The following is a 23182-nucleotide window of genomic DNA, read 5'->3' on the forward strand; positions in this document are numbered from 1 at the left end:
CGCCCTCACCCCGAGAACCCCAGGTGTGCCAGCCGGAGCGGTCCGCGCAGTCTGAGGTGGACGTCGTGGACGCCCTCGGTGGTGAGGGGTGCGGTGAGGGTGGTGTAGGCGTACGGGCCGGCCGTGGGGGTGTCCGGGGTGAGCACCGCGCGGACGGGGCCGCCGTCCAGGGCGATCTCCAGCGTGCCCCCGCCCGCCACCTGTGCCGTCACCTCGCGCACGCCCGCGCCGAAGTCGCAGGCCCGGTAGACCAGTTCGGCTGGTCCGGCGCCGGCCGGCGTCACCGCGTCGCCCGCCGTCTTCGTCCGGTCCACGATCGCGGTGCCGGACTGCTCGTCGAAGTCGGCGGCGGCCAGGCCGAGTTCCGCCGCCGGGCGGGTGGCCGGCGGCACACCGTCGAGGTCCAGGGTGGTCCGCAGGCGGATGTCCTCGCTGGAGGCGCCGAGCAGGAGGTCGTACGGGCCCTGCTCCCGGCGCCACCCGCCCTGCCGCACGTCCCAGAACTCCAGTGCGGACAGCGGGACTTCGAAGGAGACGGCGACCGTCTCGCCGGGCGCGAGGGTGAGCCTGCGGTGGGCCAGCAGTTCGCGGCGCGGGCGCGGCACCGACGGCTCGGCCGCCCGGCCGTAGAGCTGGACCACCTCGTCCGCCGTGCGGTCCCCGGTGTTGGTGACCGCGCAGCTCACCCGGACGGAGCCGGCCGACACCCGGGCCGAGAGGCCGGCGTAGCCGAAGGTGGTGTACGACAGGCCGTGGCCGAAGGGGAAGAGCGGGGTGCCCTCGAAGTAGAGGTAGGTCTGCCGGCTGCCGATCACGTCGTAGTCGAGCAGGCCGGGCAGGTCGGCGTCGGCGGCGTACCAGGTCTGCGGCAGGCGGCCGGCCGGCGAGACGTCGCCGGCCAGCACCCGGGCCAGTGCCGTGCCCGCCGCCTGGCCGCCGTGCGCCGTCCACAGCACGGCCGGCAGCGGCGCCGTGTCCACCGCGTACGGGTACGCCGACACCAGCACCAGCACGGTGCGCGGGTTGGCGGCGCGGGCCGCGTCGAGCAGCCGGCGCTGCTGCCGCGGTAGCAGCAGGGTCGTGCGGTCCTCGGTCTCCCGGCCGTTGATATGCGGGTCGTTGCCCGCCACCACCAGGACCACGTCCGCCCCGGCCGCCGCGCGGGCCACGGCCTCCTCGCCCCGCTCGACGGTGATCACCTCGAAGACGTCGCCGGTGTCGGCAACCTGCGCGCCGTCGGCGGCGACTCGGACGTGGCGACCCGTGCCCAGATGCTTCAGGAGGTGTCCGCTGCCGTGCGGTTCCAGGCGGAAGGTCTCCTGTACGACCCAGCCACCGGGCTGGTCGGCGGAGGCGCGCAGGTAGCCGTCCCCGGCGACCGAGAGGTAGCGGCCGTCGGGGGCGCGCAGCGTCAGCACCCCGTCGCCCCAGTCGGCCAGCGCGAAGTCGGTGCCGGTGGCGTCGGCGGTGAGCGGCGGCAGGTCGGTGCGGCCGGCCAGCAGGGCGGGGTCGAGCGCGCCCTCGGCACCGGGTGCCGGGTCGGCCACCTCCGCCGGGGGCACGGACAGGAACGTGCCGTCCGCCGTGCGCAGCCGGACCCGGTCCACGCCCTCGGCGAACCGCACGCGGTCCGCGCCGAACCGCTCGTACAGGCCCTCCAGCGGAGTGGAGCGGTGGATCAGGCTGCCGCTGTACCAGTCGAGTTTGCACTCGTCGGCGAGCGGGCCGACCACCGCGATCCGGGTGTCCGGGGCGAGCGGCAGCAGGCCGCCGTCGTTCTTCAGCAGCACGACCGCCTGCTCGGCGGCCTCCCGCGCGAGCGCCCGGTGTTCCGGGGTGTCGAACGCGCCGGTGCCGGCGTGCGGGTCCTGGTGCGGGTCGAACTCGCCGAGCCGGAAGCGCACGGAGAGCTGGCGGCGCACGGCGGCGTCGATGTCGGCCTCCGTAAGCAGCCCCCGGTCCAGCGCGCCCCTGACCCGCGCGGTGATCTGCGAGCCGTCCGTGCCGTGGTCGGTGAAGCTGTCCACGCCGGCCAGCAGGGCGGCCGCGGTGGCCTCCTCGTGGGTGTCGAAGTAGTGCTCGGCGTCGACGAGGTTGGACGGTGCGCCCGCGTCCGAGCAGACCAGCAGGTCCTCCTCGGTCCAGGTGCGCAACTGCTCCCGCAGATGGGGGGAGACGTGGTTGGGGCGGCCGTTGACGAGGTTGTAGGCCGGCATGACGCCGGCCACCGCGCCCGCCTCGACCGTCTCCCGGAAGGCGCGCAGGTCGTACTCGTGCAGCACGCGCGGGCGCACGGAGGCCGACGACGTGGCGCGGTCGGTCTCGTTGTTGTGCGCGAGCCAGTGCTTGAGCACGGGCGCGGTGCGCCAGTAGCGCGGATGGCCGCCGCGCAGTCCCCGGGTGTACGCCGTGGCGATGGCGGAGGTCAGCCTCGGGTCCTCGGAGTAGCCCTCCTCGTTGCGGCCCCACAGCGGGTGGCGCAGCAGGTTGACCGTGGGCGCCCAGATGTTCAGGCCGACGCGCTCGTCGCGGGCGTGCATCGCGCGCGCCTCCCGGGAGACCGCCTCGCCGACCCGCCGGACCAGCTCCGGGTTCCAGGTCGCGCCGAGCCCGACGGCCTGCGGGAACACCGTCGCGGGGCCCATCCAGGCCACTCCGTGCAGCGCCTCCTGGCCGGTGCGCCAGGCGGCGACGCCGAGCCGTTCGACGGCGGGCGCGAACTGGTGCAGGAAGGAGATCCTCTCGTCCAGGGTCAGCCGTGCCAGCAGATCGTCGACGCGCTGGGCGAACGGCAGGCGCGGATCGCGGAAAGGCGGCGTGGACGGCGAGTCATCGGTCACGAGTGGTTCCCCTTGCGCACTGGAGCGGTCGGACGCTTTCGAAGCGCTTCGATGCTCAAGGGACGGCGGTCGAGGTGTCAAGGTGCCGTAGCTAAAGAATGGGACAGCTCCGGGCCGTGCCGCGCCGACGGAAGTGCACGCGCAGGCCCGGGACATCGGAGGAAACTTCGGAACGGCCCTTGTGCGCCCCCACGTGTTCACTTAACCTCGCAGCAACATCGAAGCGCTTCGACTGCTTGCCACGCAGACGCGCTTTTCCGCTCAGCCGGATCCACTGAAGACACCGCAGCCGACGGCCACCGCCGGGTGTCCTGGTGCGCCATGAAGGGTTGACGCAATGACGCCGAACGCAGCCTCCTCCGCCCTCAGCAGGAGAAGTCTCCTCGCCTCCACCGCGGTCGCCGCCGCGGCGGTGGCCGGCGGGCTGCCGCTGCTCACCGCCTGCGGAGGCGGCCAGGAGGGCCGCAGGGAAGGCGCCACCTCCGGCAAGGCGGCACGCAAGCTCCTCCCCGCGTACGTGGCATCGGGCGTCGTCGCCCCGGACATCCCCGCGAAGAACGGCTCCGCGGCCGGCTTCACCAAGGCCGTCGCCCCGGACCGGCTGAAGACCTCGGTCCCGAAGAAGCTGGGCAGCGGCGGCGAGCTGACGGTCATGGCGCCGCTGTGGGGCACCCCGCCGGACAACGGCAACCCGTACTACCAGGCCATGAACCAGGCCATCGGCGTCCGCACGAGCTGGCAGAACCAGGACGGCAACACCTACGACGAGAAGCTGGGCGCCATCCTCGCCTCCAGCGACATCCCGGACGTCGTGGTCGTCCCCGGCTGGAACCTGAACGGCAAGATCCCGAGCGCGATCAACGCCAAGTTCGCCGACCTCGGCCCCTATCTGTCCGGCGACAAGGTCAAGGACTACCCCAACCTCGCCGCCGTCCCCACCGACGCCTGGCAGCGCTCCCTGTTCGGCGGACAGCTCCGGGCGGTCCCGCTGCCCGCCTCCTACGTCACCAACATCGCGCCCTTCTACCGCAAGGACGTCTTCGCCGACCGGGGCTGGCAGCCGCCGAAGTCCACCGACGAGTTCCTCGCCTGGGCGAAGGAGGCGACCGACGCCAAGGGCGGCGTGTGGGCCTGCGCCGACATGAAGTGGACGGCCTTCAACGCCTTCGGCGTCCTCAACGGCAGCGACAAGGCGCTGTGGTGGAACCTGGTGGACGGCAAGCTGGTCAACCGCATCGAGACCGACGCGTACCTCGAAGCCCTGGAGTGGGCCCGCAAGCTGTTCGCGGCCGGCGTGGTCCACCCGGACGACAAGGCCGGCAAGACCGCCAACCCGGCCGGCACCCGGTTCACCGCGGGCAAGCTGCTCGTCTACAACCAGGACCTGTCCGACTGGTTCGGCAAGACCTCCGAACAGCGCACCCAGAACCCGGACTTCGCGATGGCCGCGATGGACGTCTTCACCCACGACGGCGGCGACCCGCTGCTGTGGGCCGTCCAGCCGGCGAACATCTTCACCTTCGTCAACAAGAAGGCGTCCGAGCAGAAGATCAAGGACTTCCTGGCCGTCGCCAACTTCTGCGCCGCGCCCTACGGCACGAAGGAGCGCCTGCTCGCCGAGTACGGCGTCGAGGGCACCGACTTCACCGTGGCCAAGGGCGTGCCCACGAAGACCACCAAGGGTGTCAACGAGGTCCTCGGCGCCTTCGACTACACCGGCAAACCGGCCGCGTACGTCGCCCACCCCGACCTCCCGGAGGTCACCCGGGGCATGGTCGAGTGGCAGCAGCGCATGGGCGCCTTCACCAGGAAGTCGTCCTTCTACGGCCTGACGGTCACCGAGCCGAACCGCTGGTCCAACCTCGCCGACGACTTCGAGCAGCTCGAGGACGACGTCGTGCGCGGCCGGAAGAAGATCTCCGACGTGCAGCAGGCGGTGTCCGAGTGGAAGAAGCGGGGCGGCGACGAGCTGCGCGACTGGTACCGCGGTCTGCTCGACTCCACGGGCGCGGCGAAATGACCAGCACCGTCCCCCGCGACGGGACCGGCGCGCGGGCCGGGAGACGGACCGCGCCGGCCTCCGGCGCCGCCCGCGGCCGGGAGCGCGCCGGCGGGCCGGGCCTGCGGACCAGGTTCCGGCGCGACCGCACCCTGATCCTGATGACCCTGCCCGTGGTGCTGCTGCTCCTGGTCTTCAACTACATCCCGATCCTCGGCAACGTCGTCGCCTTCCAGGACTACGACCCGTACCTCAGCGACAACGGCTTCGTCGCCGTCTTCCAGAGCCCCTGGGTCGGCTTCGACCAGTTCCAGCGGGTCTTCGCGGACAGCGGGTTCTGGCACGCCGTGCAGAACACGTTCGTCCTGTTCTTCCTCCAGCTCGTGCTGTACTTCCCGATCCCGATCGCGCTCGCGCTGCTGATCAACAGCGTGGTCCGGCCCCGGGTCCGCGCGGTCGCCCAGGCGATCATGTACCTGCCGCACTTCTTCTCCTGGGTGCTGGTCGTCACCGTCTTCCAGCAGATCTTCGGCGGCGCCGGGGTCCTCGCGCAGACCCTGCGCGCACACGGGCACGCGGGCTTCGACATCATGACCGACCCCTCGGTCTTCAAGTACCTGGTGACGGCCCAGACGGTCTGGAAGGACGCGGGCTGGGGCATCATCGTCTTCCTCGCGGCGCTCGCCGCGGTCTCCGACGACCTGTACGAGGCCGCCGCGATGGACGGCGCCGGACGCTGGCGCCGCATGTGGCACATCACGCTGCCCGCGCTGCGGCCGGTGATCGCGCTGCTGCTCGTGCTGCGCGTCGGCGACGCCCTCTCCGTCGGCTTCGAGCAGTTCCTGCTCCAGCGGCAGGCGGTCGGCCCGGACGCCTCCGAGGTGCTCGACACCTACGTGTGGTGGAACGGCATCCGCAACCAGGACTTCAGCTACGCGGCGGCGGCCGGCCTGATCAAGGGCGTCGTCGGACTGTCCCTCGTCCTCGTGGCGAACAAGGTGGCCCATCTGATGGGCGAGCAGGGGGTGTACGAGAAGTGAGCGCCGTGGTCGACCGGCCGGCGCCGGATACCCGGGACCGGCCCGGCCGGTGGGCGGCACCGCCCCGGCCGTCCTGGGAGGAGGAGCCGGCCAGGGCCGGGCTCGCCGCGAAGGGGCTGGTCCTCGCGGTCGCCTGCCTGGCCGTGCTGTTCCCGCTGTGGATCGTGATCGTCACCAGTCTGTCCCCGAAGAAGGTCATCGACGACACGGGCGGGCTCGTGGTGATCCCCAGGGGCATCACCTTCGTCGCCTACCAGGAGCTGCTGGGCGGCGGCCAGGTGCAGCGGGCCGCGCTGGTCAGCATCGGGGTGACCCTCGTCGGCACGCTGTTCAGCATGACGGTGTCGGTGCTGTGCGCGTACGGCCTGTCCCGCCGGGACTCGCTGGGCCACCGCTGGATCCTGATGACCCTGCTCGCGACGATGTTCTTCGGCGCCGGACTGATCCCGACGTACCTGCTGGTGCAGGCGCTCGGGCTCACCGACACCTATCTGGCGCTGATCCTGCCGAGCGCGGTCAGCGTGTTCAACATCCTCGTGCTGCGCGGTTTCTTCACCGGCATCTCGCCCGAACTCACCGACAGCGCGCGGATCGACGGGGCGGGGGACTGGCTGATCCTGTGGCGGATCGTGCTGCCGCTGTCCCGGGCCGTGCTGGCGGTGATCACGCTGTTCTACGCGGTCGGGTACTGGAGCGCCTGGTTCAACGCGTCGATCTACCTGACCGACCAGAAGATGATGCCGCTGCAGAACGTGATGATCCAGCTCGTGCAGAAGCAGGAGCGGCCGGTGGGGCTGTCGGCCCAGATCAACACCGGGCAGTTGTCGCCGCTGGCCATCCAGATGGCGGTGATGGTGCTGGCCCTGCTGCCGGTGGCCGTCCTGTCGCCGTTCGTCCAGAAGCACTTCCGCAAGGGAATGCTGACGGGCGCGGTCAAGGGATGACCGGGGCCGCGCCCTGAGCGGGCGCCCCGCCTCCGCCCCCGCCTCTCCGTACCGGCTCCGCCGGACCACGACTCCCCAGCCGAGGTACCCCATGCCCACCCGCAGAACCGTCCTGGCCACCACGGCGGCCGCGGCCGTCCTCGCGGCCCTCCCCGCGCCCGCCCACGCGGCCGGGGCCCGGCGGACCGCGTACCGCTGGCGCACCGCCGTCATCGGCGGGACCGGCTTCGTCACCGGTCTCCTCTTCCACCCCGCGGTCCCCGGCCTCGCCTACGCCCGCACGGACATCGGCGGCGCCTACCGCTGGGACCGGGACACCGCCCGCTGGACGCCGCTCACCGACCACCTCGGCTGGGACGACTGGAACCTGCTCGGGGTGGAGGCCCTGGCCGTCGACCCGGCCCACCCGGACCGGGTGTACCTCGCCCTCGGCACGTACGCCCAGCCCTGGGCCGGCCCCGGCGCGCTGCTGCGGTCCGAGGACCGCGGCCGCACCTGGCACCGCACCGACCTGCCGGTGCGGCTCGGCGCCAACGAGGACGGCCGCGGCACCGGTGAACGGCTGCTCGTCGATCCCCGCGACAGCGCCACGCTGTGGCTCGGCACCCGGCACGACGGACTGCTGAAGTCCACCGACCGGGGCGCCACGTGGACGCGGCAGGACGGCTTCCCGGCCACCCCCGCCGGCACCGGCCAGGGCGTCACCCTGCTCGTCGCCGCCGGCCGTGCCGTGTACGCCGGCTGGGGCGACGGCGACGGCACCCCCGCGCGGCCGAACCTGTTCCGCACCACCGACGGCACCGCCTGGGAACCCGTCCCCGGGCAGCCCGCCGGCACCGCCGCGAAGGTGCCCGTCCGCGCCGCCCACGACGCCCGCACCCGCGAGCTGTACGTCACCTACGCCGACGCGCCCGGCCCGAACGGCCAGTCCGCCGGCAGCGTGCACAAGCTGGACACCGGCACCGGGGCGTGGACCGACGTCACCCCGGCCGTGCCGGGACCCGGCGACACCTTCGGCTACGGCGGCGTCGCCGTGGCCGCCCGCCACCCGGGCACGGTCGTCGTCTCCACCAACAACCGCTGGTCGGCCGTGGACACCCTGTACCGGAGCACGGACGGCGGCCGGAGCTGGGTGTCGCTGAAGGACACCGCCGTCCTCGACGTCTCCGAGACGCCCTACCTCGCCTGGGGCCGGGACGAGCCCAAGTTCGGCTGGTGGATCCAGACCGTCGCCGTCGACCCGTACGACAGCGAGCACGTCCTCTACGGCACCGGGGCCACCGTCTACGGCACCCGCGACCTCGTCCACTGGGCGCCCGCGAGCCGCGGCCTGGAGGAGACCTCCGCCCGGCAGCTCATCTCACCGCCCACCGGCGAGGCGCACCTGATCAGCGGCAACGGCGACATCGGCGTGCTGTACCACGAACGGCTCACCGCCTCCCCGGGGTCCGGCATGGCCACGAACCCCGTCTTCGGCACCGCGACCGGACTCGCGCTGGCCGCCGGGAAACCGTCGTACGTGGTGCGCACCGGCTGGGGCGACCACGGCAACGGCGCCTCCTCGGTGGACGGCGGACGCACCTGGACGCCCTTCCCGGCGCAGCCCGCCCCCGCCAAGGACGCGCCCGGCCCGATCGCCGTGAGCGCCGACGGCGGTGTGCTGCTGTGGGCCTCCGGGTCCGGGGACGGCACCGCGCACCCCGCCCACCGGTCGGCGGACGGCGGGTCCGGCTGGGCGGAGGTGCCGACCTTCCCCGAGGGCGCCACCCCGGTCGCCGACCCGGTCGACCCGGCCGTCTTCTACGCCTACGACACCGGCACGGGCACCCTGTACGCCAGCACGGACCACGGCTGCACCTTCGCGCCCCGCGCCGGCGGGCTCCCGGCCGGCGACAGCCAGTTCCAGCTCGCCGTCGCGCCCGGACGGACGGGCGACCTGTGGCTGAGCACCAAGGAGAACGGGCTGTACCGCTCCACGGACGCGGGCGCGAGCTTCACCCGGACCGCCGGGGTCCGGGCGTCGTACACCCTCGGCTTCGGCAAGGCCGCCCCCGGCGCCCGCTACCCGGCGCTCTACCAGGTCGGCGCGGTCACGGACGCCGGTGTCGCCGTGCTGCGCTCCGACGACCGGGGCCGCACCTGGACGCGGATCAACGACGACGCCCACCAGTGGGGCTGGACCGGGCAGGCCGTCACCGGCGACCCGCGGATCCACGGCCGGGTCTACCTCGCCACCAACGGGCGGGGCATCCAGTACGGGGAGCCCGCATGAGCCCCTCCCTCGCCGACGCCACCCGGGGCCGCATCCTCTTCGGCGGCGACTACAACCCCGAGCAGTGGCCCGAGGAGACCTGGCCGGAGGACGTCCGGCTGATGACGGAGGCCGGCGTCAACTCCGTCACGCTCGGCGTCTTCTCCTGGTCCCGGCTGGAACCGGAGCCCGGCGCCCGGGAGTTCGGCTGGCTGGACCGGCTGATGGACCTGATGGCGGACCACGGCATCGGGGTCGTCCTGGCCACGCCCACCTCCTCGCCGCCGCCCTGGATGGGCCGGCTGCACCCGGACACCCTGCCCCGGGACGCCGACGGCCGCACGGAGTGGTGGGGCGGCCGGCAGCACTTCTCGCACTCCAGCGCCACCTACCGCCGCTACGCCGCCGCCGTCACCGAGGACCTGGCCGCCCGCTACGCCGGACACCCGGCGCTCACCATGTGGCACATCAACAACGAGTACTGCACCGTCGACTACGGCGACGAGGCCGCCGCCGCCTTCCGCCGCTGGCTGCGCGAGCGGTACGGCACCCTCGACGCGCTCAACTCGGCCTGGGGCACCGCCTTCTGGAGCCAGGGCTACGACACCTGGGACGGCATCCTGCCGCCCCGCCGCCCGCACTACCTGAAGAACCCCGGCCAGGTGCTGGACTTCCGGCGGTTCACCTCCGACATGCTCCTGGAGTGCTACACCGCCGAACGGGACATCGTCCGCCGGCACACCCCGCACCTACCGGTGACCACCAACTTCATGCCGCTGTGGTCCGGGCAGGACGGCTGGCGCTGGGCCCGCGAGGAGGACGTGGTCTCCGTCGACCTGTACCCCGACCCGCGCGACCCGCTGGGCGCGCAGCACGGCGCCCTCGTGCAGGACCTCACCCGGTCCCAGGCGCGCGGGCCGTGGATGCTGATGGAACAGGCGGCCGGACCGGTCAACTGGCGCGGCGTGAACCATCCCAAGCCGCGCGGCCTGAACCGGCTGTGGTCCTTCCAGGCCGTCGCCCGCGGCGCCGACGCCGTCTGCTACTTCCAGTGGCGCCAGTCCCGGCAGGGCGCCGAGAAGTTCCACTCCGGGATGGTCGGGCACGCGGGCCCGGAGGGACGCACCTACCAGGAGGTCAAGCGGCTCGGTGCCGAACTCGCCCGGGTGTCCGGCGAGGTGGCGGGCACGCGGATCACCGCCGAGGTCGCGGTCCTGCTGGACTGGGACTCCTGGTGGGCCGGCGACCAGGAGGCGCGGCCCTCGGCCCTGGTCGACCTGCCGGACGTGCTCACCGCCTGGCACCGCGCCCTGTGGGAGGCCCATCTCACCACCGACTTCGCCCACCCGGAGCACGACCTGTCCGGCTACCGGCTCGTCGTCGTCCCGCAGCTCTACCTCCTCACCGACACCGCCGTCGACGGCCTCCTGGCGTACGTGGCCGGCGGCGGCACCCTCGTCTGCGGCTTCCACACGGGCGTCGCCGACGCGGACGACCGCATCCGCCCCGGCGGGATGGACGCCCGGCTGCGCGAGCTGTTCGGCATCCGCACCCTGCACGAGTGGTGGCCGCTGGAGGCCGGGGAGACCGTGGCGTGCGAGGGGTTCGAGGGCACCCTGTGGTCGGAGGAGATCGAGCCGGTGCCCGGAGCCGCCGAGACCGTGCCCTACCGGGGCGGCGAACTGGACGGGCTGCCCGCCGTGCTGCGCCGGGGCCGCGCCTGGTACGTCTCCACGCTGCCCGAGCCCGGGGCGCTGCGCTCCCTGCTGGCCGGCATCGCCGCCGCGGCGGGCGTCACCCCGGTGCTGGACGGACTCCCGCCGGGCGTGGAGGCGGTGCGCCGGGGCGGGCTGCTGTTCCTGCTGCACCACGGCGTGGAACCGGTCACCGTCCCGGTCCCCGGCACCCACCGCGACCTGCTCACCGGCACGGAGGTCACGGACACGGTCACCCTCGGCCGCTACGGCGTGGCGGTGCTGCGGTCATGAGCGCCACGCCGGTCCACGGCACCTGGGAACCCACCCCGGCCGCCCGCTGGGAGGACGCCTTCCTGACCGGCAACGGCCACCACGGCGCCCTCGTGTACGGCGACCCGGACCACGAGCGGGTCGTCGTCACCCACCACACCCTGGTGCGGCCCAACGGCGGCGAGCACGCCCGCCCGCCCCGGCTGGCCGCCGCGCTCCCCGCGGTCCGCGACCGGCTGCTGGCCGGCGACCTCACCGCCGCCGAGAGCCTCACCGACGGCCGTCCGCTGCAATGGGTGCAGCCCTTCCACCCCGCCTTCCTGCTCCGGGTGGACCGGCCGCCGGGCCGCGCGCGGGAGATGCGCCGGGCCGTCGACTTCACCAGCGGCGAGGCCACCGCGGTCCGCGGCGACAGCGCCGGGCGCGTCTTCGTCTCCCGCGCCGACGACGTCATCGTGCACGAGGTCACCGGAGGCGACCTGGACGTCTTCCCGGACCACCGGCTGCCGGGCGCCCCGGCCGGACTGCGGGTCGGCCACGGCACGCTGCTCACTCCCGAGGGCGCCCTGCTGAGCCTGCGCGTCCGCTACCCGGACAGCGACCGCGCCTACACCGGCGTGACCCTGATCGCCGTCCAGGGCGGCCGGACCGAACTCGTCCCGCCGGGCGTCCGCGTCACCGGCTGCCGCTCGGCGCTGCTGCTCACCCGGGTGCTCCGGCACACCGGCGAGGCGGACGTCACCGCCGCGGCCCGGCTGCTGCAAGACCTCCTCGACGGCACCGAGCGGCCCTACGACCGGCTCCTCGCCCGCCATCTGGACCGGCACCGCACCGCCTACCTCCGGGCCGGTCTCGACCTCGGCGCCGACCCGGCCGAGCGCGCCCTGCCCGGCTCCGAGCTGCTGGCCCGCCCGCACAGCCCGGCCCTGCTGGAACGGCTCTTCGCCGCCGGCCGCTACCACCTGCTCTCCAGCAGCGGCCACCACCCGCCCCGGCTCACCGGGCTGTGGACCGGCGACTGGGACACCGCCTGGTCCGGCGCGTTCACCACCAACGCCAACCTCAACCTCCAGACCGCCGCCGCGCCCGCCGCCGCCCTGCCCGAGGTCACCGAGGCGCTGGCCGCCTTCGTCACCCGGCAACTGCCGGACTGGCGGGCCAACGCCCGCGCGGTCTTCGGCACCCGGGGCGCGGTCGCGCCCTCGCACAGCGACGGCGAGTCCGGGCTGTCGTACCACTTCAGCCGCGAGTACCCGCTGCACCTGTGGACCGCCGGCGCCGACTGGCTGCTCAAACCGCTGGTCGACCACGACGAGATCCACGGCGGCCGGGACCCGCGCACCGCCGCCGCGCTCGCCGAGGCGGCCCTGTTCTACGAGGACTTCCTCACCCGCACCGACCCGGCCGGACACCTGGTCGTCGCGCCCTCGTACTCGCCCGAGAACCGGCCCGCGAACGGCAGTTGGGGCGCGGTCAACGCGGCCATGGACCTCTCCGCCGCCCGGCACGCCCTGCGCACCGCCGCCCGCTACCACCCCGAGCACGCCGACCGGTGGCGGGCACTGGCCGACCGGCTGCCGCCGCACCGGGTCAACGCCGAAGGCGCCCTCGCCGAATGGGCCTGGCCCGGCCTCGGCGACTCCTACGACCACCGCCACCTCAGCCACCTCTACGGCGTCTGGCCGCTGGAGGAGATCACCCCGTACGACACCCCGGCCCTGGCCGCCGCCGCCCACCGGGCGCTCGTGCTGCGCGGCGCCGAGAACGACTCCGCCCACGGCCATCTGCACCACGCCCTGATCGCCGCCCGGCTCCGCGACCGGGAGCGGGCGGGCCGGGCGCTGCGCCGGGTCCTGGACGGCGACTTCTTCCACGCCTCCCTGATGAGCACCCACTATCCCGGCCGCGACGTCTACAACGCGGACGCCGCGCACACCCTGCCCGGCGTGCTGATCGAGATGCTCGTGCAGACCACCCCGGACCGTCTGGTCCTGCTGCCCGCCGTGCCGGACGCCTGTCCGCGCGGCGAACTGCGCGGTGTGCGCGCCCGGTTCGGCGCGGAGATCGACCTCGCCTGGGGCCCGGACGGCGCCCGGGCCGTCGTGCGGCCCCACCGCACGCACCGCGTCGAACTGCGGACTTCCTCCGGCACCGAGCCGTTGCTCCTGGTCGCCGGGGAGGACCGCGTCCTCACCCTGAGGACGTGGTGACGGAAGGAAACTCCCCACCCCCACACCCCACCCATGGAAGGGACACCATGGAAACCACCACCCTGCGCAGGGCCGCCATGGCCCTGGCCGCCCCCGCACTCGCCCTCGGCGCCACGATCGGCCTCGCCTCGGCGCCCGCCTCCGCCGCCGTGTGGAGCACCTGCGACCAGTGGGGCAACACCACGCTGAACGGCTACACCCTCTACAACAACATCTGGGGCTCGGGCGCCGGCAGCCAGTGCATCTCGGCCAACTCCGGGACCAACTGGAGCGTGACGGCGAACCACCCCAACACCGGCGGCATCAAGTCCTACCCGAACGCCAAGAAGGTGATCAACAAGCCGATCGGCTCCCTGACCTCGCTCACCAGCGACTACAACGTCACCGTCCCGGCGTCCGGCGCGTACAACACGTCGTACGACATCTGGGACACCGGCTACAAGTACGAGATCATGCTCTGGGTCAACAAGACCGGCGCCGTCGGCCCGCTCGGCACCTCGCAGGGCTCGGTCACCGTCGGCGGCTCCACCTGGACCGTCTACAAGGGCACCAACGGCGCCAACGAGGTGTTCTCCTTCATCCGCAGCGGCAACTCCTCGGCGGGCACGGTGAACATCCTGCCGATCCTGAAGTGGATCAAGGACACCAAGGGCTGGTTCGGCAACGTCACCATCGGGGACGTGCAGTTCGGCTACGAGATCACGTCCTCGTCCGGCGGCCTGAACTTCACCACCAACAACCTGACGGTCAGCGGCGGTTGAGCCGACCCGGGGCCGGCTCCCGCGCGGGGGCCGGCCCCTCGGGTCCGGCGGGGTCAGGGCGCGGCCGGCGCCGGTCCCGAACTGGCCCGGAGCGTCAGCTCGGGCCGCAGCAGCACGACCTCGTCGCCGCCGCGTCCGTCCAGCTTGGCCACCAGGTGCTCCACGGCACGCCGGCCCATCTCCTGGGCCGGGATGCCCACCGAGGTCAGCCGCACCGAGGACTGCACGGCGACCTGGTCCGGGCAGACCGCGACCACGGACACGTCCTCGGGCACGGCCCGGCCCTGCTGGCGCAGCAGCGCGAGCAGCGGCTCCACCGCCGACTCGTTCTGCACCACGAACCCGCTGGTCGCCGGGCGCTCGTCGAAGATCCGGGCCAGGGTGAGGGCCATCGCGTCGTAGCCGCCCTCGCACGGCCGGTGCAGCAGTCTCAGGCCCGTCTCCCGGGCCCGCGAGCGCAGCCCGTCCAGGGTGCGTTCGGCGAAGCCGGTGTGCCGTTCGTAGACCGCCGGGGCCTCGCCGATGACGGCGATGTCACGGTGGCCGAGCGCGGCCAGATGCTCCACGCACAGCGCGCCGGTCGCGGTCCAGTCCAGGTCCACGCAGGTCAGGCCGGTGGTGTCGGCGGGCAGGCCGATGAGCACCGAGGGCTGGCCGGACTCCCGCAGCAGCGGCAGCCGTTCGTCCTCCAGCTCGACGTCCATCAGGATCATGGCGTCGGCCAGACCGCTGCCGGTGACCCGGCGCACCGCGTCGGGGCCCTCCTCGCCGGTGAGCAGCAGCACGTCGTAGCCGTGGGTGCGGGCCGTGGTGGCCACCGCGATGGCGATCTCCATCATCACCGGCACGTACAGGTCGGTGCGGAGTGGGATCATCAGGGCGATGATGTTCGACCGCTTGCCGGCCAGCGCGCGGGCGCCCGCGTTCGGGTGGTAGCCCAGCTTCCGGATGCTCTCCTCGACCCGCTGCCGGGTGGTGGTGGAGATGGACCGCTTGCCGCTGAGGACATAGCTCACCGTGCTCGCCGAGACTCCGGCGTGCTGGGCGACCTCGGCGAGGGTGACCATCCGGCTCTCCAAGCTATGTGAAGCGCTTCGACTCTGCGCCTGACCGACTGAGGGGTGAAGGCGAGTACGACCCTAGCTCCCGGGCGGGGGAGGTGTCCATACGACTGTCGAAGCGCTTCGACAGAACCGGCCGGACCGGCGGACGCACCGGGCGCCCGCCGGTCCCGTGGGAGCTAGCAGTACTTGTCGCTCGGGTCCCGCGTGGTCCAGGAGCAGGAGGCGGCCTTGGTGCCGTTCGCCTTCGTCAGCGTGGCCGTGTCCTTGTCGTTGTTCCAGACGTAGGCACGCCGGTCCTGGTACTTGTCCGCCGCGCTGTCCGAGCCGCTGCCGGTGTGGATCTTCAGGTACTTCCCGGCGCCGATCTTGACGTTCGGGAAGACGTACTTGTGGTTGGAGGCGTCCTTCAGCACCCAGCCCTTGAGCGAGACCGCCGAGCCGCTGGTGTTCTTGAGCTGCACCCACTCGGCGTTCAGGCTCTTGTTGGAGCGGTTGTCCGAGCCGGGGCTGTCGAACCACACGTGGTGGATCCTGACGCCACCGGCGGCCTCGGCCGGGGTGCTGAGCAGGGTGCCGGTGAGCAGGGCCGCGCCGGCGAGGGCGGGCAGGGCAGCGCGTAGGCGCACAGTGCGCATGGAGATATCCCCCCAGGATGTCGTCCGCGAAATCATGTGGAAAGAAGTGTTACCACATGATCTTCACCGTGGATTCACATCGGGAGAATCACGCCATCCGGCGAGGAAACCCGGCAACGCGCCCGCGCGGGGGACGCACTGTCCGGACGGCCGCCGCTTGCGGCAACAATGGGGGGATGACCGACAGTCCCGCCCGTCCGGCACCCCTCGCCGATCCGCACCGCGTCTACGACCCCGTCCCCGGCGACGGCCCCAAGGACGTGGTGATCCTCGGCTCCACCGGATCCATCGGCACCCAGGCCATCGACCTCGTGCTGCGCAACCCCGGCCGCTTCCGGGTCACCGCCCTGTCCGCGAACGGCGCCCGGCCGGCCCTCCTCGCCGAGCAGGCGCACCGGCTGCGGGTGCGGACCGTGGCGGTCGCCCGCGAGGACGTCGTCCCCGCGCTGCGCGAGGCGCTCGCCGCCGAGTACGGCGGCACCGAGCCGCTGCCCGAGATCCTCGCCGGACCCCGGGCCGCCACCGAGCTGGCCGCCTCCGACTGCCACACCGTCCTCAACGGCATCACCGGCTCCATCGGCCTCGCCCCGACCCTGGCCGCCCTGGAGGCGGGCCGCACCCTCGCGCTCGCCAACAAGGAGTCGCTGATCGTCGGCGGCCCGCTGGTCACCGCGCGCGCGGAACCGGGCCAGATCATCCCGGTGGACTCCGAGCACGCGGCCCTCTTCCAGGCGCTCGCCGCCGGCACCCGCGCCGACGTCCGCAAGCTGGTCGTCACCGCGTCCGGCGGCCCCTTCCGCGGCCGGAGCAGGGCCGAGCTGGCCGACGTCACCGTCCAGGACGCGCTGGCCCACCCCACCTGGGCGATGGGCCCGGTGATCACCGTCAACTCCGCGACCCTGGTCAACAAGGGCCTGGAGGTCATCGAGGCACACCTCCTCTACGACATCCCGTTCGACCGCATCGAGGTGGTCGTGCACCCGCAGTCGTACGTCCACTCGATGATCGAGTTCACCGACGGGTCGACGATCGCCCAGGCGACGCCCCCGGACATGCGCGGCCCCATCGCCATCGGCCTGGGCTGGCCCGAACGCGTCCCGGACGCCGCGCCCGCCTTCGACTGGAGCACCGCGTCCACCTGGGAGTTCTTCCCGCTGGACGACGAGGCGTTCCCCTCGGTGAACCTCGCCCGGCACGTGGGGCGGCTCGCGGGAACGGCCCCGGCGGTGTTCAATGCCGCCAATGAGGAGTGCGTCGAAGCCTTCCTGAACGGCGCGCTGCCCTTCAACGGGATCATGGAGACCGTCACCCGGGTGGTCGAGGAACACGGCACCCCGGTCACGGGAACCTCACTCACGGTGTCGGACGTCCTCGAAGCGGAGACCTGGGCCCGGGCCCGGGCCCGTGAACTCACAGCCACGACGGCGACCGCGGAGGCGCGTGCATGACGACCTTGATGTTCATCCTCGGCATAGTGGTCTTCGCGGTCGGCCTGCTCGTCTCGATCGCCTGGCACGAGCTGGGGCACCTGTCCACGGCCAAGCTCTTCGGCATCCGCGTCCCGCAGTACATGGTCGGCTTCGGCCCCACCATCTGGTCGCGGACCAAGGGCGAGACCGAGTACGGCGTCAAGGCGGTCCCGCTCGGCGGCTACATCCGCATGATCGGCATGTTCCCGCCCGACGAGTCCGGCCGGGTCACCGCCCGCTCCACCTCCCCGTGGCGCGGCATGATCGAGGACGCCCGCTCGGCGGCCTTCGAGGAACTCAAGCCCGGCGACGAGACGCGCATGTTCTACACGCGCAAGCCGTGGAAGCGGGTCATCGTCATGTTCGCGGGCCCCTTCATGAACCTGGTGCTCGCGGTCGCCCTGTTCCTCACCGTGCTGATGGGCTTCGGCATCCAGAAGGAAACCACCGTCGTGGAATCCGTCTCGCCCTGCGTCATCGCGCAGAGCCAGCACCGCGATAGCTGCAAGAAGGCCGACCCCGCCTCCCCCGCCGCGCGGGCCGGCATGAAGGCGGGCGACCGGATCGTCTCCTTCGACGGCAAGCCGACCCGGGACTGGAACACGCTGTCGGACCTCATCCGCGACAGCGCCGGGAAGGACGTCGCCTTCGTCGTGGACCGCCACGGCCGGCCCGTGACCCTGCACGCGAAGATCGCCACCAACCAGGTCGCCAAGAAGGACGCCGGCGGCAACTACGTCGACGGCTACGTCAAGGCCGGCTTCCTCGGCTTCAGCCCCGCCACCGGCGTCGTCAAGCAGGACCTCGGCGAGTCCGTGACCTGGATGGCCGACCGGGTCGGTGACGCCGTCGACTCCCTCGTCGCGCTGCCCGGCAAGATCCCGGCCCTGTGGAACGCGGCCTTCGGCGACGGCCCGCGCGAGCAGGACTCCCCGATGGGCATCGTCGGCGCCGCCCGGGTCACCGGCGAGATCGCCACCCTGGACATCCCTGCCTCGCAGCAGCTCGCGATGTTCGTCTTCCTGCTGGCCGGCTTCAACCTCTCGCTGTTCCTGTTCAACATGCTCCCGCTGCTCCCGCTCGACGGCGGGCACATCGCGGGCGCGCTGTGGGAGTCGCTGCGCAGGAACGTGGCGCGGGTGCTGCGCCGGCCGGACCCCGGTCCGTTCGACGTCGCCAAGCTGATGCCGGTGGCGTACGTGGTGGCCGGGATCTTCGTCTGCTTCACCCTGCTGGTCCTGGTCGCGGATGTGGTCAATCCGGTCAGGATCTCCTAGGGCCACGGCGCCTCGGGCGGCCCGGAACCGGTGTCGTACCGGGCCGCCCCCGGACGTGTGGCTTTACGGGGCGGGATGTGCCCGCGCCCGCCCCGGTGCCGTAATCTCGGAGCCTGGAGCCCGCCGTATCACGGGACCGGATCCTGAACCACGACTTGGGGTTGCACAGCAGATGACTGCGATTTCACTCGGCATGCCGTCCGTTCCGACCAGGCTGGCCGAGCGCCGCAAGAGCCGGCAGATCCAGGTCGGAAGCGTGGCGGTCGGTGGGGACGCGCCGGTCTCGGTCCAGTCGATGACCACCACCCGTACGTCCGACATCGGTGCGACGCTCCAGCAGATCGCCGAGCTGACCGCGTCCGGCTGTCAGATCGTCCGGGTGGCCTGCCCCACCCAGGACGACGCCGACGCCCTCGCCACCATCGCCCGGAAGTCGCAGATCCCGGTCATCGCGGACATCCACTTCCAGCCGAAGTACGTGTTCGCCGCCATCGAGGCCGGCTGCGCCGCGGTCCGTGTCAACCCCGGCAACATCAAGCAGTTCGACGACAAGGTCAAGGAGATCGCGCGCGCCGCCAAGGACCACGGCACGCCGATCCGCATCGGCGTCAACGCCGGCTCCCTGGACCGGCGGCTGCTGGAGAAGTACGGCAAGGCCACGCCCGAGGCGCTGGTCGAGTCCGCGCTCTGGGAGGCGTCGCTCTTCGAGGAGCACGACTTCCGGGACATCAAGATCTCCGTCAAGCACAACGACCCGGTCGTCATGATCGAGGCGTACCGGCAGCTCGCCGAGCAGTGCGACTACCCGCTGCACCTCGGCGTGACCGAGGCCGGCCCGGCGTTCCAGGGCACCATCAAGTCGGCGGTCGCCTTCGGCGCGCTGCTCAGCCAGGGCATCGGCGACACCATCCGCGTCTCCCTCTCCGCCCCGCCGGCCGAGGAGGTCAAGGTCGGCATCCAGATCCTGGAGTCCCTGAACCTGCGCCAGCGCGGCCTGGAGATCGTCTCCTGCCCGTCCTGCGGCCGCGCCCAGGTCGACGTCTACAAGCTGGCCGAAGAGGTCACCGCCGGCCTGACCGGCATGGAGGTGCCGCTCCGCGTCGCCGTCATGGGCTGTGTCGTCAACGGTCCGGGCGAGGCCCGCGAGGCCGACCTCGGCGTCGCCTCCGGCAACGGCAAGGGCCAGATCTTCGTCAAGGGCGAGGTCATCAAGACCGTCCCCGAGTCCAAGATCGTGGAAACCCTCATCGAAGAGGCCATGAAGCTGGCCGAGCAGATGGAGAAGGACGGCGCCGCCTCGGGCGAACCGTCGGTGTCGGTCGCGGGCTGACACGCCGCTTTCCCCCCGAGTCCCGTCACCGTCCGGTGGCGGGACTCGGTCGTACCTCCGCCCACACCGTCTTGCCGGGCTGCCGCGGTGTGACCCCCCACTTGTCGGCGAGCGCCTCCACCAGCATCAGCCCACGGCCGGACTCGCCGCACGGCGCGCGCAGCTCGGGCAGCCGCTCGGTACGGGTGTCGGTGACCTCCAGCCGCAGGGCGTCCGGGTCCGCGGTGAGCCGGAGCCGGAAGTCCCGCCCGGGTACGTGCCCGTGCCGGACCGCGTTCGAGACGAGTTCCGCGGCGATCAGCGTGACGGTCTGGTTGGCGGGCCCGTCGTAGGGGTGCCCCCACTCGTGCAGCCGGTGCGAGACCAGCCGCCGGGCGAGCCGTGCGCCGCGCGGGGTGGACGTGAACCGCATCGAGAATTCGTGGGTGGAGATTTCTGACTTCATGCCGCTTACGGTTCCGCACGCTCAGTAACGTTGAAAAGCGGCCGCACCATGACTGTTCAGGCGTTGTACGACCGCGAGGTGCGGCTGTACGCGGGCGCGCCGTGACCGAGGGCGGTGCGAGGACGATGGGGTGTACATGAGCGAGGAAGTCCAGGAAGAACCCGAGGCGCTGGAGCCCGAGCCGGAATCGGCCGTACCAGTCCTCTTCGGGCGGCTGCTGAAGCGACTGCGGACACAGGCGGGCATGGATCGCGCCCAACTCGGTTTGCAGACCGGCTACTCGGCAGCGTCCATCGCATCCTTCGAGCAGGGCAGGCGCATCCCGAACGCGAAGTTCATCATGCAGGCCGACGAGGTACTGAACGCGCGCGGAGTGCTGGTCGACTTCACCGAGGGCATGGAAGCGGCGCAGTATCCGGCGTTCTTCCAGGACGCGGCAGTGTTGGAGAAGAAGGCGGTCACGCTGTACTTCTTCGCCGTGCAGGGAGTTCCCGGTCTGTTGCAGACGGAGGACTACGCGCGGGCGGTGTTCACCATGTGGCGCCCCCTGTTGGACGAGGCGACCATCGAGCAGCGTGTGGCAGCGCGACTGGCACGGCAGGAGGTCTTCACGCGGAAACCGGCGCCCACCATGTCCTTCGTGATGGAGGAGGCCGTGGTGCGCAAGCGTCTGGGCGGAACGGCCGTATGGCGGGGCCAGTTGGAGCAGATCCTGCTCGTTGGTCAGCGGCGCAATGTGCAGATCCAGATCATGCCGGACGACCGGGAAGAGCACGCTGCGCTCGCTGGTCCATTCAGCTTGATCGAGACAGAGAAAGGGCGCAGGATCGCCTACATGGAGGCGCACAAGCACAGCCGCCTTTTCACCAACCGTCCAACGGTCAGGGAGTTGGAGGAGCAGTACAGCCTCCTGCGCGCCCAGGCCCTGACCCCGCGCGAATCACTGGCCCTCGTAGAGAAGCTGCTGGGAGAGACATGAACACCGAAGAGTCGACCGAGCTGACGTGGTTCAAGAGCAGCTACAGCAGCGGGGCTGGCGGCGAATGCGTCGAGGTCGCCGCCTGCCCCACCACCATCCACGTCCGGGACTCCAAGCACCCCGCCACCGCCCCGGCCCTCGCCGTGCCGACGGCCGCCTGGGAGGCGTTCCTCGGACTTGTCCGATCCTGACCGCCGGGAGAGACATGAAGTGGTTCACGAGCAGCTACAGCAGCGGTGAAGGCGGCGAGTGCGTAGAGGTCGCCCTCACCTGGCACAAGTCCAGCTACAGCACAGGATCCGGCGGCGAATGCGTAGAGGTCGCCGCCTGCCCGGCCACCATCCATGTCCGGGACTCCAAGCAGGACCCCTCCGCGCCGGCCCTGGCCGTGCCGACCGGTGCGTGGGAGGCCTTCCTCGGGTTCGCCGTGCGTTCGTGAAGTGATCCCGTTCCGACGCGAGGCGCCGCACAACCGCACGAGGTACAGTGCCGGGACCAGCAGAACCCCCAGCGTGAGGCCCCGTACGTGTTGACCCAGACCACAACCCGGGTCCTGGAACCGAGTGACCTGGACGCGGCGCTCGCCGTACTCGACCGTGAGCCGGTCGCCAACGCCTTCGTGACCTCGCGGGTCCAGGTGGCCGGCCTGGACCCCTGGCGGCTCGGCGGCGAGATGTGGGGCTGGTACGAGGATGGCATGCTCACGTCGCTGTGCTACGCGGGCGCCAACCTCGTGCCCATCTGCGCCACGCCCCGCGCGGTCCGCGCCTTCGCCGACCGCGCCCGGCGGGCCGGCCGCCGCTGCTCCTCCATCGTGGGGCCCGCCGAGGCCACCGCGCAGTTGTGGCGGCTGCTGGAGCCGCACTGGGGCCCGGCCCGCGACGTCCGCGCCCGCCAGCCGCTGATGGTCACCGACCGCATGCCCCCCGACATCGCCCCGGACCCGTACGTCCGCCGCGTCCGCAAGGACGAGCTGGAGACGATCATGCCGGCCTGCGTGGCGATGTTCACCGAGGAGGTCGGCGTCTCCCCGATGTCCGGCGACGGCGGCCTGCTCTACCAGGCCCGGATCGCCGAACTCGTCGGCTCCGGCCGCTCCTTCGCCCGCGTGGACGAGCGGGGCCGGGTCGTGTTCAAGGCGGAGATCGGCGCGGCGACGCCCCGCGCCTGCCAGATCCAGGGCGTCTGGGTGGCCCCCGAGTACCGGGGCCGGGGCCTGGCCGCGCCCGGCATGGCGGCGGTCCTGCGCTACGCCCTGGCGGACGTGGCCCCCGTCGCGAGCCTCTACGTCAACGACTACAACACGGCCGCGAGAAGGACGTACCGGCGCGTGGGTTTCCAGGAGACCGGCGCCTTCATGAGTGTGCTCTTCTGAGCCCCTGTACGCTCCCCGCATGGACGCAGTGATCGGCCCCCTGGACCTGTCGGCCCACGTGGACGAGGCCCTGGCCGTGCAAGCCGTCGCCTTCGGACTGGGCCCGGACGAGGTGGCCGTACGCCGCCAGATCGTCCAGCGCCACATGCAGTACCAGGGCGCGCGGGCCTACGGCGCGACCGTCGACGGCCGGCTCGTCGGCTTCGTCTACGGCATGCCCAACAGCCGCACCCACTGGTGGTCCACCGTCGTGGAGCCGTACCTGCGGGCGGGCGGCAACGACTTCTGGCTGGACGACTCCTTCGTCATCACCGAACTGCACGTCCACCCCGGCCACCAGAACCGCGGCATCGGCCGGCGGCTGATCACCACCATCACCGCCACCGCCGCCGAGCCGCGCTCGATCCTCTCCGCGATCGACACCGACAGCCCCGCCCGCGGCCTCTACCACTCCCTCGGCTACGTCGACCTCGCCCGCCAGGTGCACTTCCCGAGCGCCCCCCGGCCCTACGCCGTGATGGGCGCCCCGCTGCCGCTGCGCGGGCGTTAACCGATTACCACCGGCACGGGCGGCCCGGTTAACCTCCATGCCATCA

At 72.2% G+C, this 23182-nt stretch carries 19 protein-coding genes; 15 read left to right on the forward strand and 4 right to left on the reverse strand.

Features of this window, described 5'->3' with window-relative positions; genetic code table 11:
* Window positions 1-5: 5 nt before the first annotated feature.
* Window positions 6-2840, reverse strand: coding sequence for a glycoside hydrolase family 3 C-terminal domain-containing protein (locus ACZ4SV_RS30375; RefSeq protein WP_468008026.1), 2835 nt, complete (start codon window positions 2838-2840; stop codon window positions 6-8).
* Window positions 2841-3177: 337 nt separating this feature from the next.
* Between ACZ4SV_RS30375 and ACZ4SV_RS30380 the strand changes: the two genes are divergently transcribed.
* The 7 genes from ACZ4SV_RS30380 to ACZ4SV_RS30410 all read left to right on the forward strand — a co-directional run bounded on the left by ACZ4SV_RS30380 (window position 3178) and on the right by ACZ4SV_RS30410 (window position 14012).
* Window positions 3178-4860, forward strand: coding sequence for a type 2 periplasmic-binding domain-containing protein (locus ACZ4SV_RS30380; protein ID WP_468008028.1), 1683 nt, complete (start codon window positions 3178-3180; stop codon window positions 4858-4860).
* A complete protein-coding gene (locus ACZ4SV_RS30385; RefSeq protein WP_468008030.1) occupies window positions 4857-5879 on the forward strand; it encodes an ABC transporter permease in 1023 nt (340 codons plus the stop codon). Before ACZ4SV_RS30380 ends, ACZ4SV_RS30385 begins: the two co-directional genes overlap by 4 nt.
* Entirely contained in the window at window positions 5876-6823 is a 948-nt protein-coding gene (locus ACZ4SV_RS30390) for a carbohydrate ABC transporter permease (RefSeq protein WP_365881553.1), read from the forward strand. Before ACZ4SV_RS30385 ends, ACZ4SV_RS30390 begins: the two co-directional genes overlap by 4 nt.
* Before the next feature lie 91 nt (window positions 6824-6914).
* Entirely contained in the window at window positions 6915-9095 is a 2181-nt protein-coding gene (locus tag ACZ4SV_RS30395) for a 1,4-beta-glucanase (RefSeq protein ID WP_468008032.1), read from the forward strand.
* Window positions 9092-11062, forward strand: a complete 1971-nt coding sequence (locus tag ACZ4SV_RS30400; protein ID WP_468008034.1) for a beta-galactosidase — start codon at window positions 9092-9094, stop codon at window positions 11060-11062. The genes ACZ4SV_RS30395 and ACZ4SV_RS30400 overlap by 4 nt, the downstream gene beginning before the upstream one ends.
* Window positions 11059-13251: a glycosyl hydrolase family 95 catalytic domain-containing protein gene (locus ACZ4SV_RS30405; RefSeq protein WP_468008036.1), complete on the forward strand. Its 2193-nt coding sequence runs from the start codon at window positions 11059-11061 to the stop codon at window positions 13249-13251. Before ACZ4SV_RS30400 ends, ACZ4SV_RS30405 begins: the two co-directional genes overlap by 4 nt.
* 47 nt (window positions 13252-13298) lie before the next feature.
* A complete protein-coding gene (locus tag ACZ4SV_RS30410) occupies window positions 13299-14012 on the forward strand; it encodes a glycoside hydrolase family 12 protein (protein WP_468008038.1) in 714 nt (237 codons plus the stop codon).
* A 53-nt stretch (window positions 14013-14065) separates the two neighbouring features.
* On the opposite strand, the gene ACZ4SV_RS30415 is transcribed toward ACZ4SV_RS30410, so the two are convergent.
* Both ACZ4SV_RS30415 and ACZ4SV_RS30420 read right to left on the reverse strand, forming a co-directional pair.
* On the reverse strand, window positions 14066-15079 hold the full coding sequence (locus ACZ4SV_RS30415) for a LacI family DNA-binding transcriptional regulator (protein ID WP_365941712.1): 1014 nt from the start codon (window positions 15077-15079) through the stop codon (window positions 14066-14068).
* A gap of 173 nt (window positions 15080-15252) precedes the next feature.
* On the reverse strand, window positions 15253-15711 hold the full coding sequence (locus tag ACZ4SV_RS30420) for a lamin tail domain-containing protein (RefSeq protein ID WP_365941711.1): 459 nt from the start codon (window positions 15709-15711) through the stop codon (window positions 15253-15255).
* A 176-nt stretch (window positions 15712-15887) separates the two neighbouring features.
* On the opposite strand from ACZ4SV_RS30420, the gene dxr reads away from it, so the two are divergent.
* From dxr to ispG, 3 genes are all read left to right on the forward strand, one after another.
* Complete coding sequence (dxr, locus tag ACZ4SV_RS30425; RefSeq protein WP_468008041.1) at window positions 15888-17159, forward strand: 1-deoxy-D-xylulose-5-phosphate reductoisomerase; 1272 nt, start codon at window positions 15888-15890, stop codon at window positions 17157-17159.
* The gene (locus ACZ4SV_RS30430) at window positions 17156-18457 is read left to right on the forward strand and encodes a M50 family metallopeptidase (protein ID WP_468008043.1); all 1302 of its coding nucleotides are present in this window, start codon (window positions 17156-17158) and stop codon (window positions 18455-18457) included. The genes dxr and ACZ4SV_RS30430 overlap by 4 nt, the downstream gene beginning before the upstream one ends.
* A 172-nt stretch (window positions 18458-18629) precedes the next feature.
* Window positions 18630-19787: a flavodoxin-dependent (E)-4-hydroxy-3-methylbut-2-enyl-diphosphate synthase gene (ispG, locus tag ACZ4SV_RS30435; RefSeq protein WP_468008045.1), complete on the forward strand. Its 1158-nt coding sequence runs from the start codon at window positions 18630-18632 to the stop codon at window positions 19785-19787.
* Window positions 19788-19812: 25 nt separating this feature from the next.
* Here ispG and ACZ4SV_RS30440 read toward each other — a convergent pair whose 3' ends face one another.
* On the reverse strand, window positions 19813-20232 hold the full coding sequence (locus tag ACZ4SV_RS30440) for an ATP-binding protein (protein WP_468008047.1): 420 nt from the start codon (window positions 20230-20232) through the stop codon (window positions 19813-19815).
* 136 nt (window positions 20233-20368) lie between these two features.
* Here ACZ4SV_RS30440 and ACZ4SV_RS30445 point away from each other — a divergent pair, with 136 nt between their 5' ends.
* The 5 genes from ACZ4SV_RS30445 to ACZ4SV_RS30465 all read left to right on the forward strand — a co-directional run bounded on the left by ACZ4SV_RS30445 (window position 20369) and on the right by ACZ4SV_RS30465 (window position 23136).
* Window positions 20369-21211, forward strand: a complete 843-nt coding sequence (locus ACZ4SV_RS30445) for a helix-turn-helix domain-containing protein (protein WP_468008049.1) — start codon at window positions 20369-20371, stop codon at window positions 21209-21211.
* The gene (locus ACZ4SV_RS30450; protein WP_468008051.1) at window positions 21208-21402 is read left to right on the forward strand and encodes a DUF397 domain-containing protein; all 195 of its coding nucleotides are present in this window, start codon (window positions 21208-21210) and stop codon (window positions 21400-21402) included. Before ACZ4SV_RS30445 ends, ACZ4SV_RS30450 begins: the two co-directional genes overlap by 4 nt.
* Before the next feature lie 14 nt (window positions 21403-21416).
* On the forward strand, window positions 21417-21650 hold the full coding sequence (locus ACZ4SV_RS30455; RefSeq protein WP_468008053.1) for a DUF397 domain-containing protein: 234 nt from the start codon (window positions 21417-21419) through the stop codon (window positions 21648-21650).
* A gap of 87 nt (window positions 21651-21737) precedes the next feature.
* The gene (locus ACZ4SV_RS30460) at window positions 21738-22586 is read left to right on the forward strand and encodes a GNAT family N-acetyltransferase (protein WP_468008055.1); all 849 of its coding nucleotides are present in this window, start codon (window positions 21738-21740) and stop codon (window positions 22584-22586) included.
* Between the two features lie 19 nt (window positions 22587-22605).
* Window positions 22606-23136: a GNAT family N-acetyltransferase gene (locus tag ACZ4SV_RS30465; RefSeq protein WP_365883308.1), complete on the forward strand. Its 531-nt coding sequence runs from the start codon at window positions 22606-22608 to the stop codon at window positions 23134-23136.
* The last annotated feature ends 46 nt before the right edge of the window (window positions 23137-23182 follow it).

The sequence above is a fragment of the Streptomyces sp. NPDC027672 genome (assembly GCF_055566335.1).

Excerpts from the sequence above, each read along its gene's own strand:
- ACZ4SV_RS30450 (WP_468008051.1), top strand. The coding sequence starts at position 21,208 with ATGAACACCGAAGAGTCGACCGAGCTGACGTGGTTCAAGAGCAGCTAC.
- ACZ4SV_RS30420 (WP_365941711.1), bottom strand. The coding sequence starts at position 15,711 with ATGCGCACTGTGCGCCTACGCGCTGCCCTGCCCGCCCTCGCCGGCGCG.
- ACZ4SV_RS30440 (WP_468008047.1), bottom strand. The coding sequence starts at position 20,232 with ATGAAGTCAGAAATCTCCACCCACGAATTCTCGATGCGGTTCACGTCC.
- ACZ4SV_RS30400 (WP_468008034.1), top strand. The coding sequence starts at position 9,092 with ATGAGCCCCTCCCTCGCCGACGCCACCCGGGGCCGCATCCTCTTCGGC.
- ACZ4SV_RS30405 (WP_468008036.1), top strand. The coding sequence starts at position 11,059 with ATGAGCGCCACGCCGGTCCACGGCACCTGGGAACCCACCCCGGCCGCC.
- ACZ4SV_RS30410 (WP_468008038.1), top strand. The coding sequence starts at position 13,299 with ATGGAAACCACCACCCTGCGCAGGGCCGCCATGGCCCTGGCCGCCCCC.
- ACZ4SV_RS30430 (WP_468008043.1), top strand. The coding sequence starts at position 17,156 with ATGACGACCTTGATGTTCATCCTCGGCATAGTGGTCTTCGCGGTCGGC.
- ACZ4SV_RS30380 (WP_468008028.1), top strand. The coding sequence starts at position 3,178 with ATGACGCCGAACGCAGCCTCCTCCGCCCTCAGCAGGAGAAGTCTCCTC.
- ispG (WP_468008045.1), top strand. The coding sequence starts at position 18,630 with ATGACTGCGATTTCACTCGGCATGCCGTCCGTTCCGACCAGGCTGGCC.
- ACZ4SV_RS30415 (WP_365941712.1), bottom strand. The coding sequence starts at position 15,079 with ATGGTCACCCTCGCCGAGGTCGCCCAGCACGCCGGAGTCTCGGCGAGC.
- ACZ4SV_RS30455 (WP_468008053.1), top strand. The coding sequence starts at position 21,417 with ATGAAGTGGTTCACGAGCAGCTACAGCAGCGGTGAAGGCGGCGAGTGC.
- ACZ4SV_RS30465 (WP_365883308.1), top strand. The coding sequence starts at position 22,606 with ATGGACGCAGTGATCGGCCCCCTGGACCTGTCGGCCCACGTGGACGAG.
- dxr (WP_468008041.1), top strand. The coding sequence starts at position 15,888 with ATGACCGACAGTCCCGCCCGTCCGGCACCCCTCGCCGATCCGCACCGC.
- ACZ4SV_RS30395 (WP_468008032.1), top strand. The coding sequence starts at position 6,915 with ATGCCCACCCGCAGAACCGTCCTGGCCACCACGGCGGCCGCGGCCGTC.
- ACZ4SV_RS30445 (WP_468008049.1), top strand. The coding sequence starts at position 20,369 with ATGAGCGAGGAAGTCCAGGAAGAACCCGAGGCGCTGGAGCCCGAGCCG.
- ACZ4SV_RS30385 (WP_468008030.1), top strand. The coding sequence starts at position 4,857 with ATGACCAGCACCGTCCCCCGCGACGGGACCGGCGCGCGGGCCGGGAGA.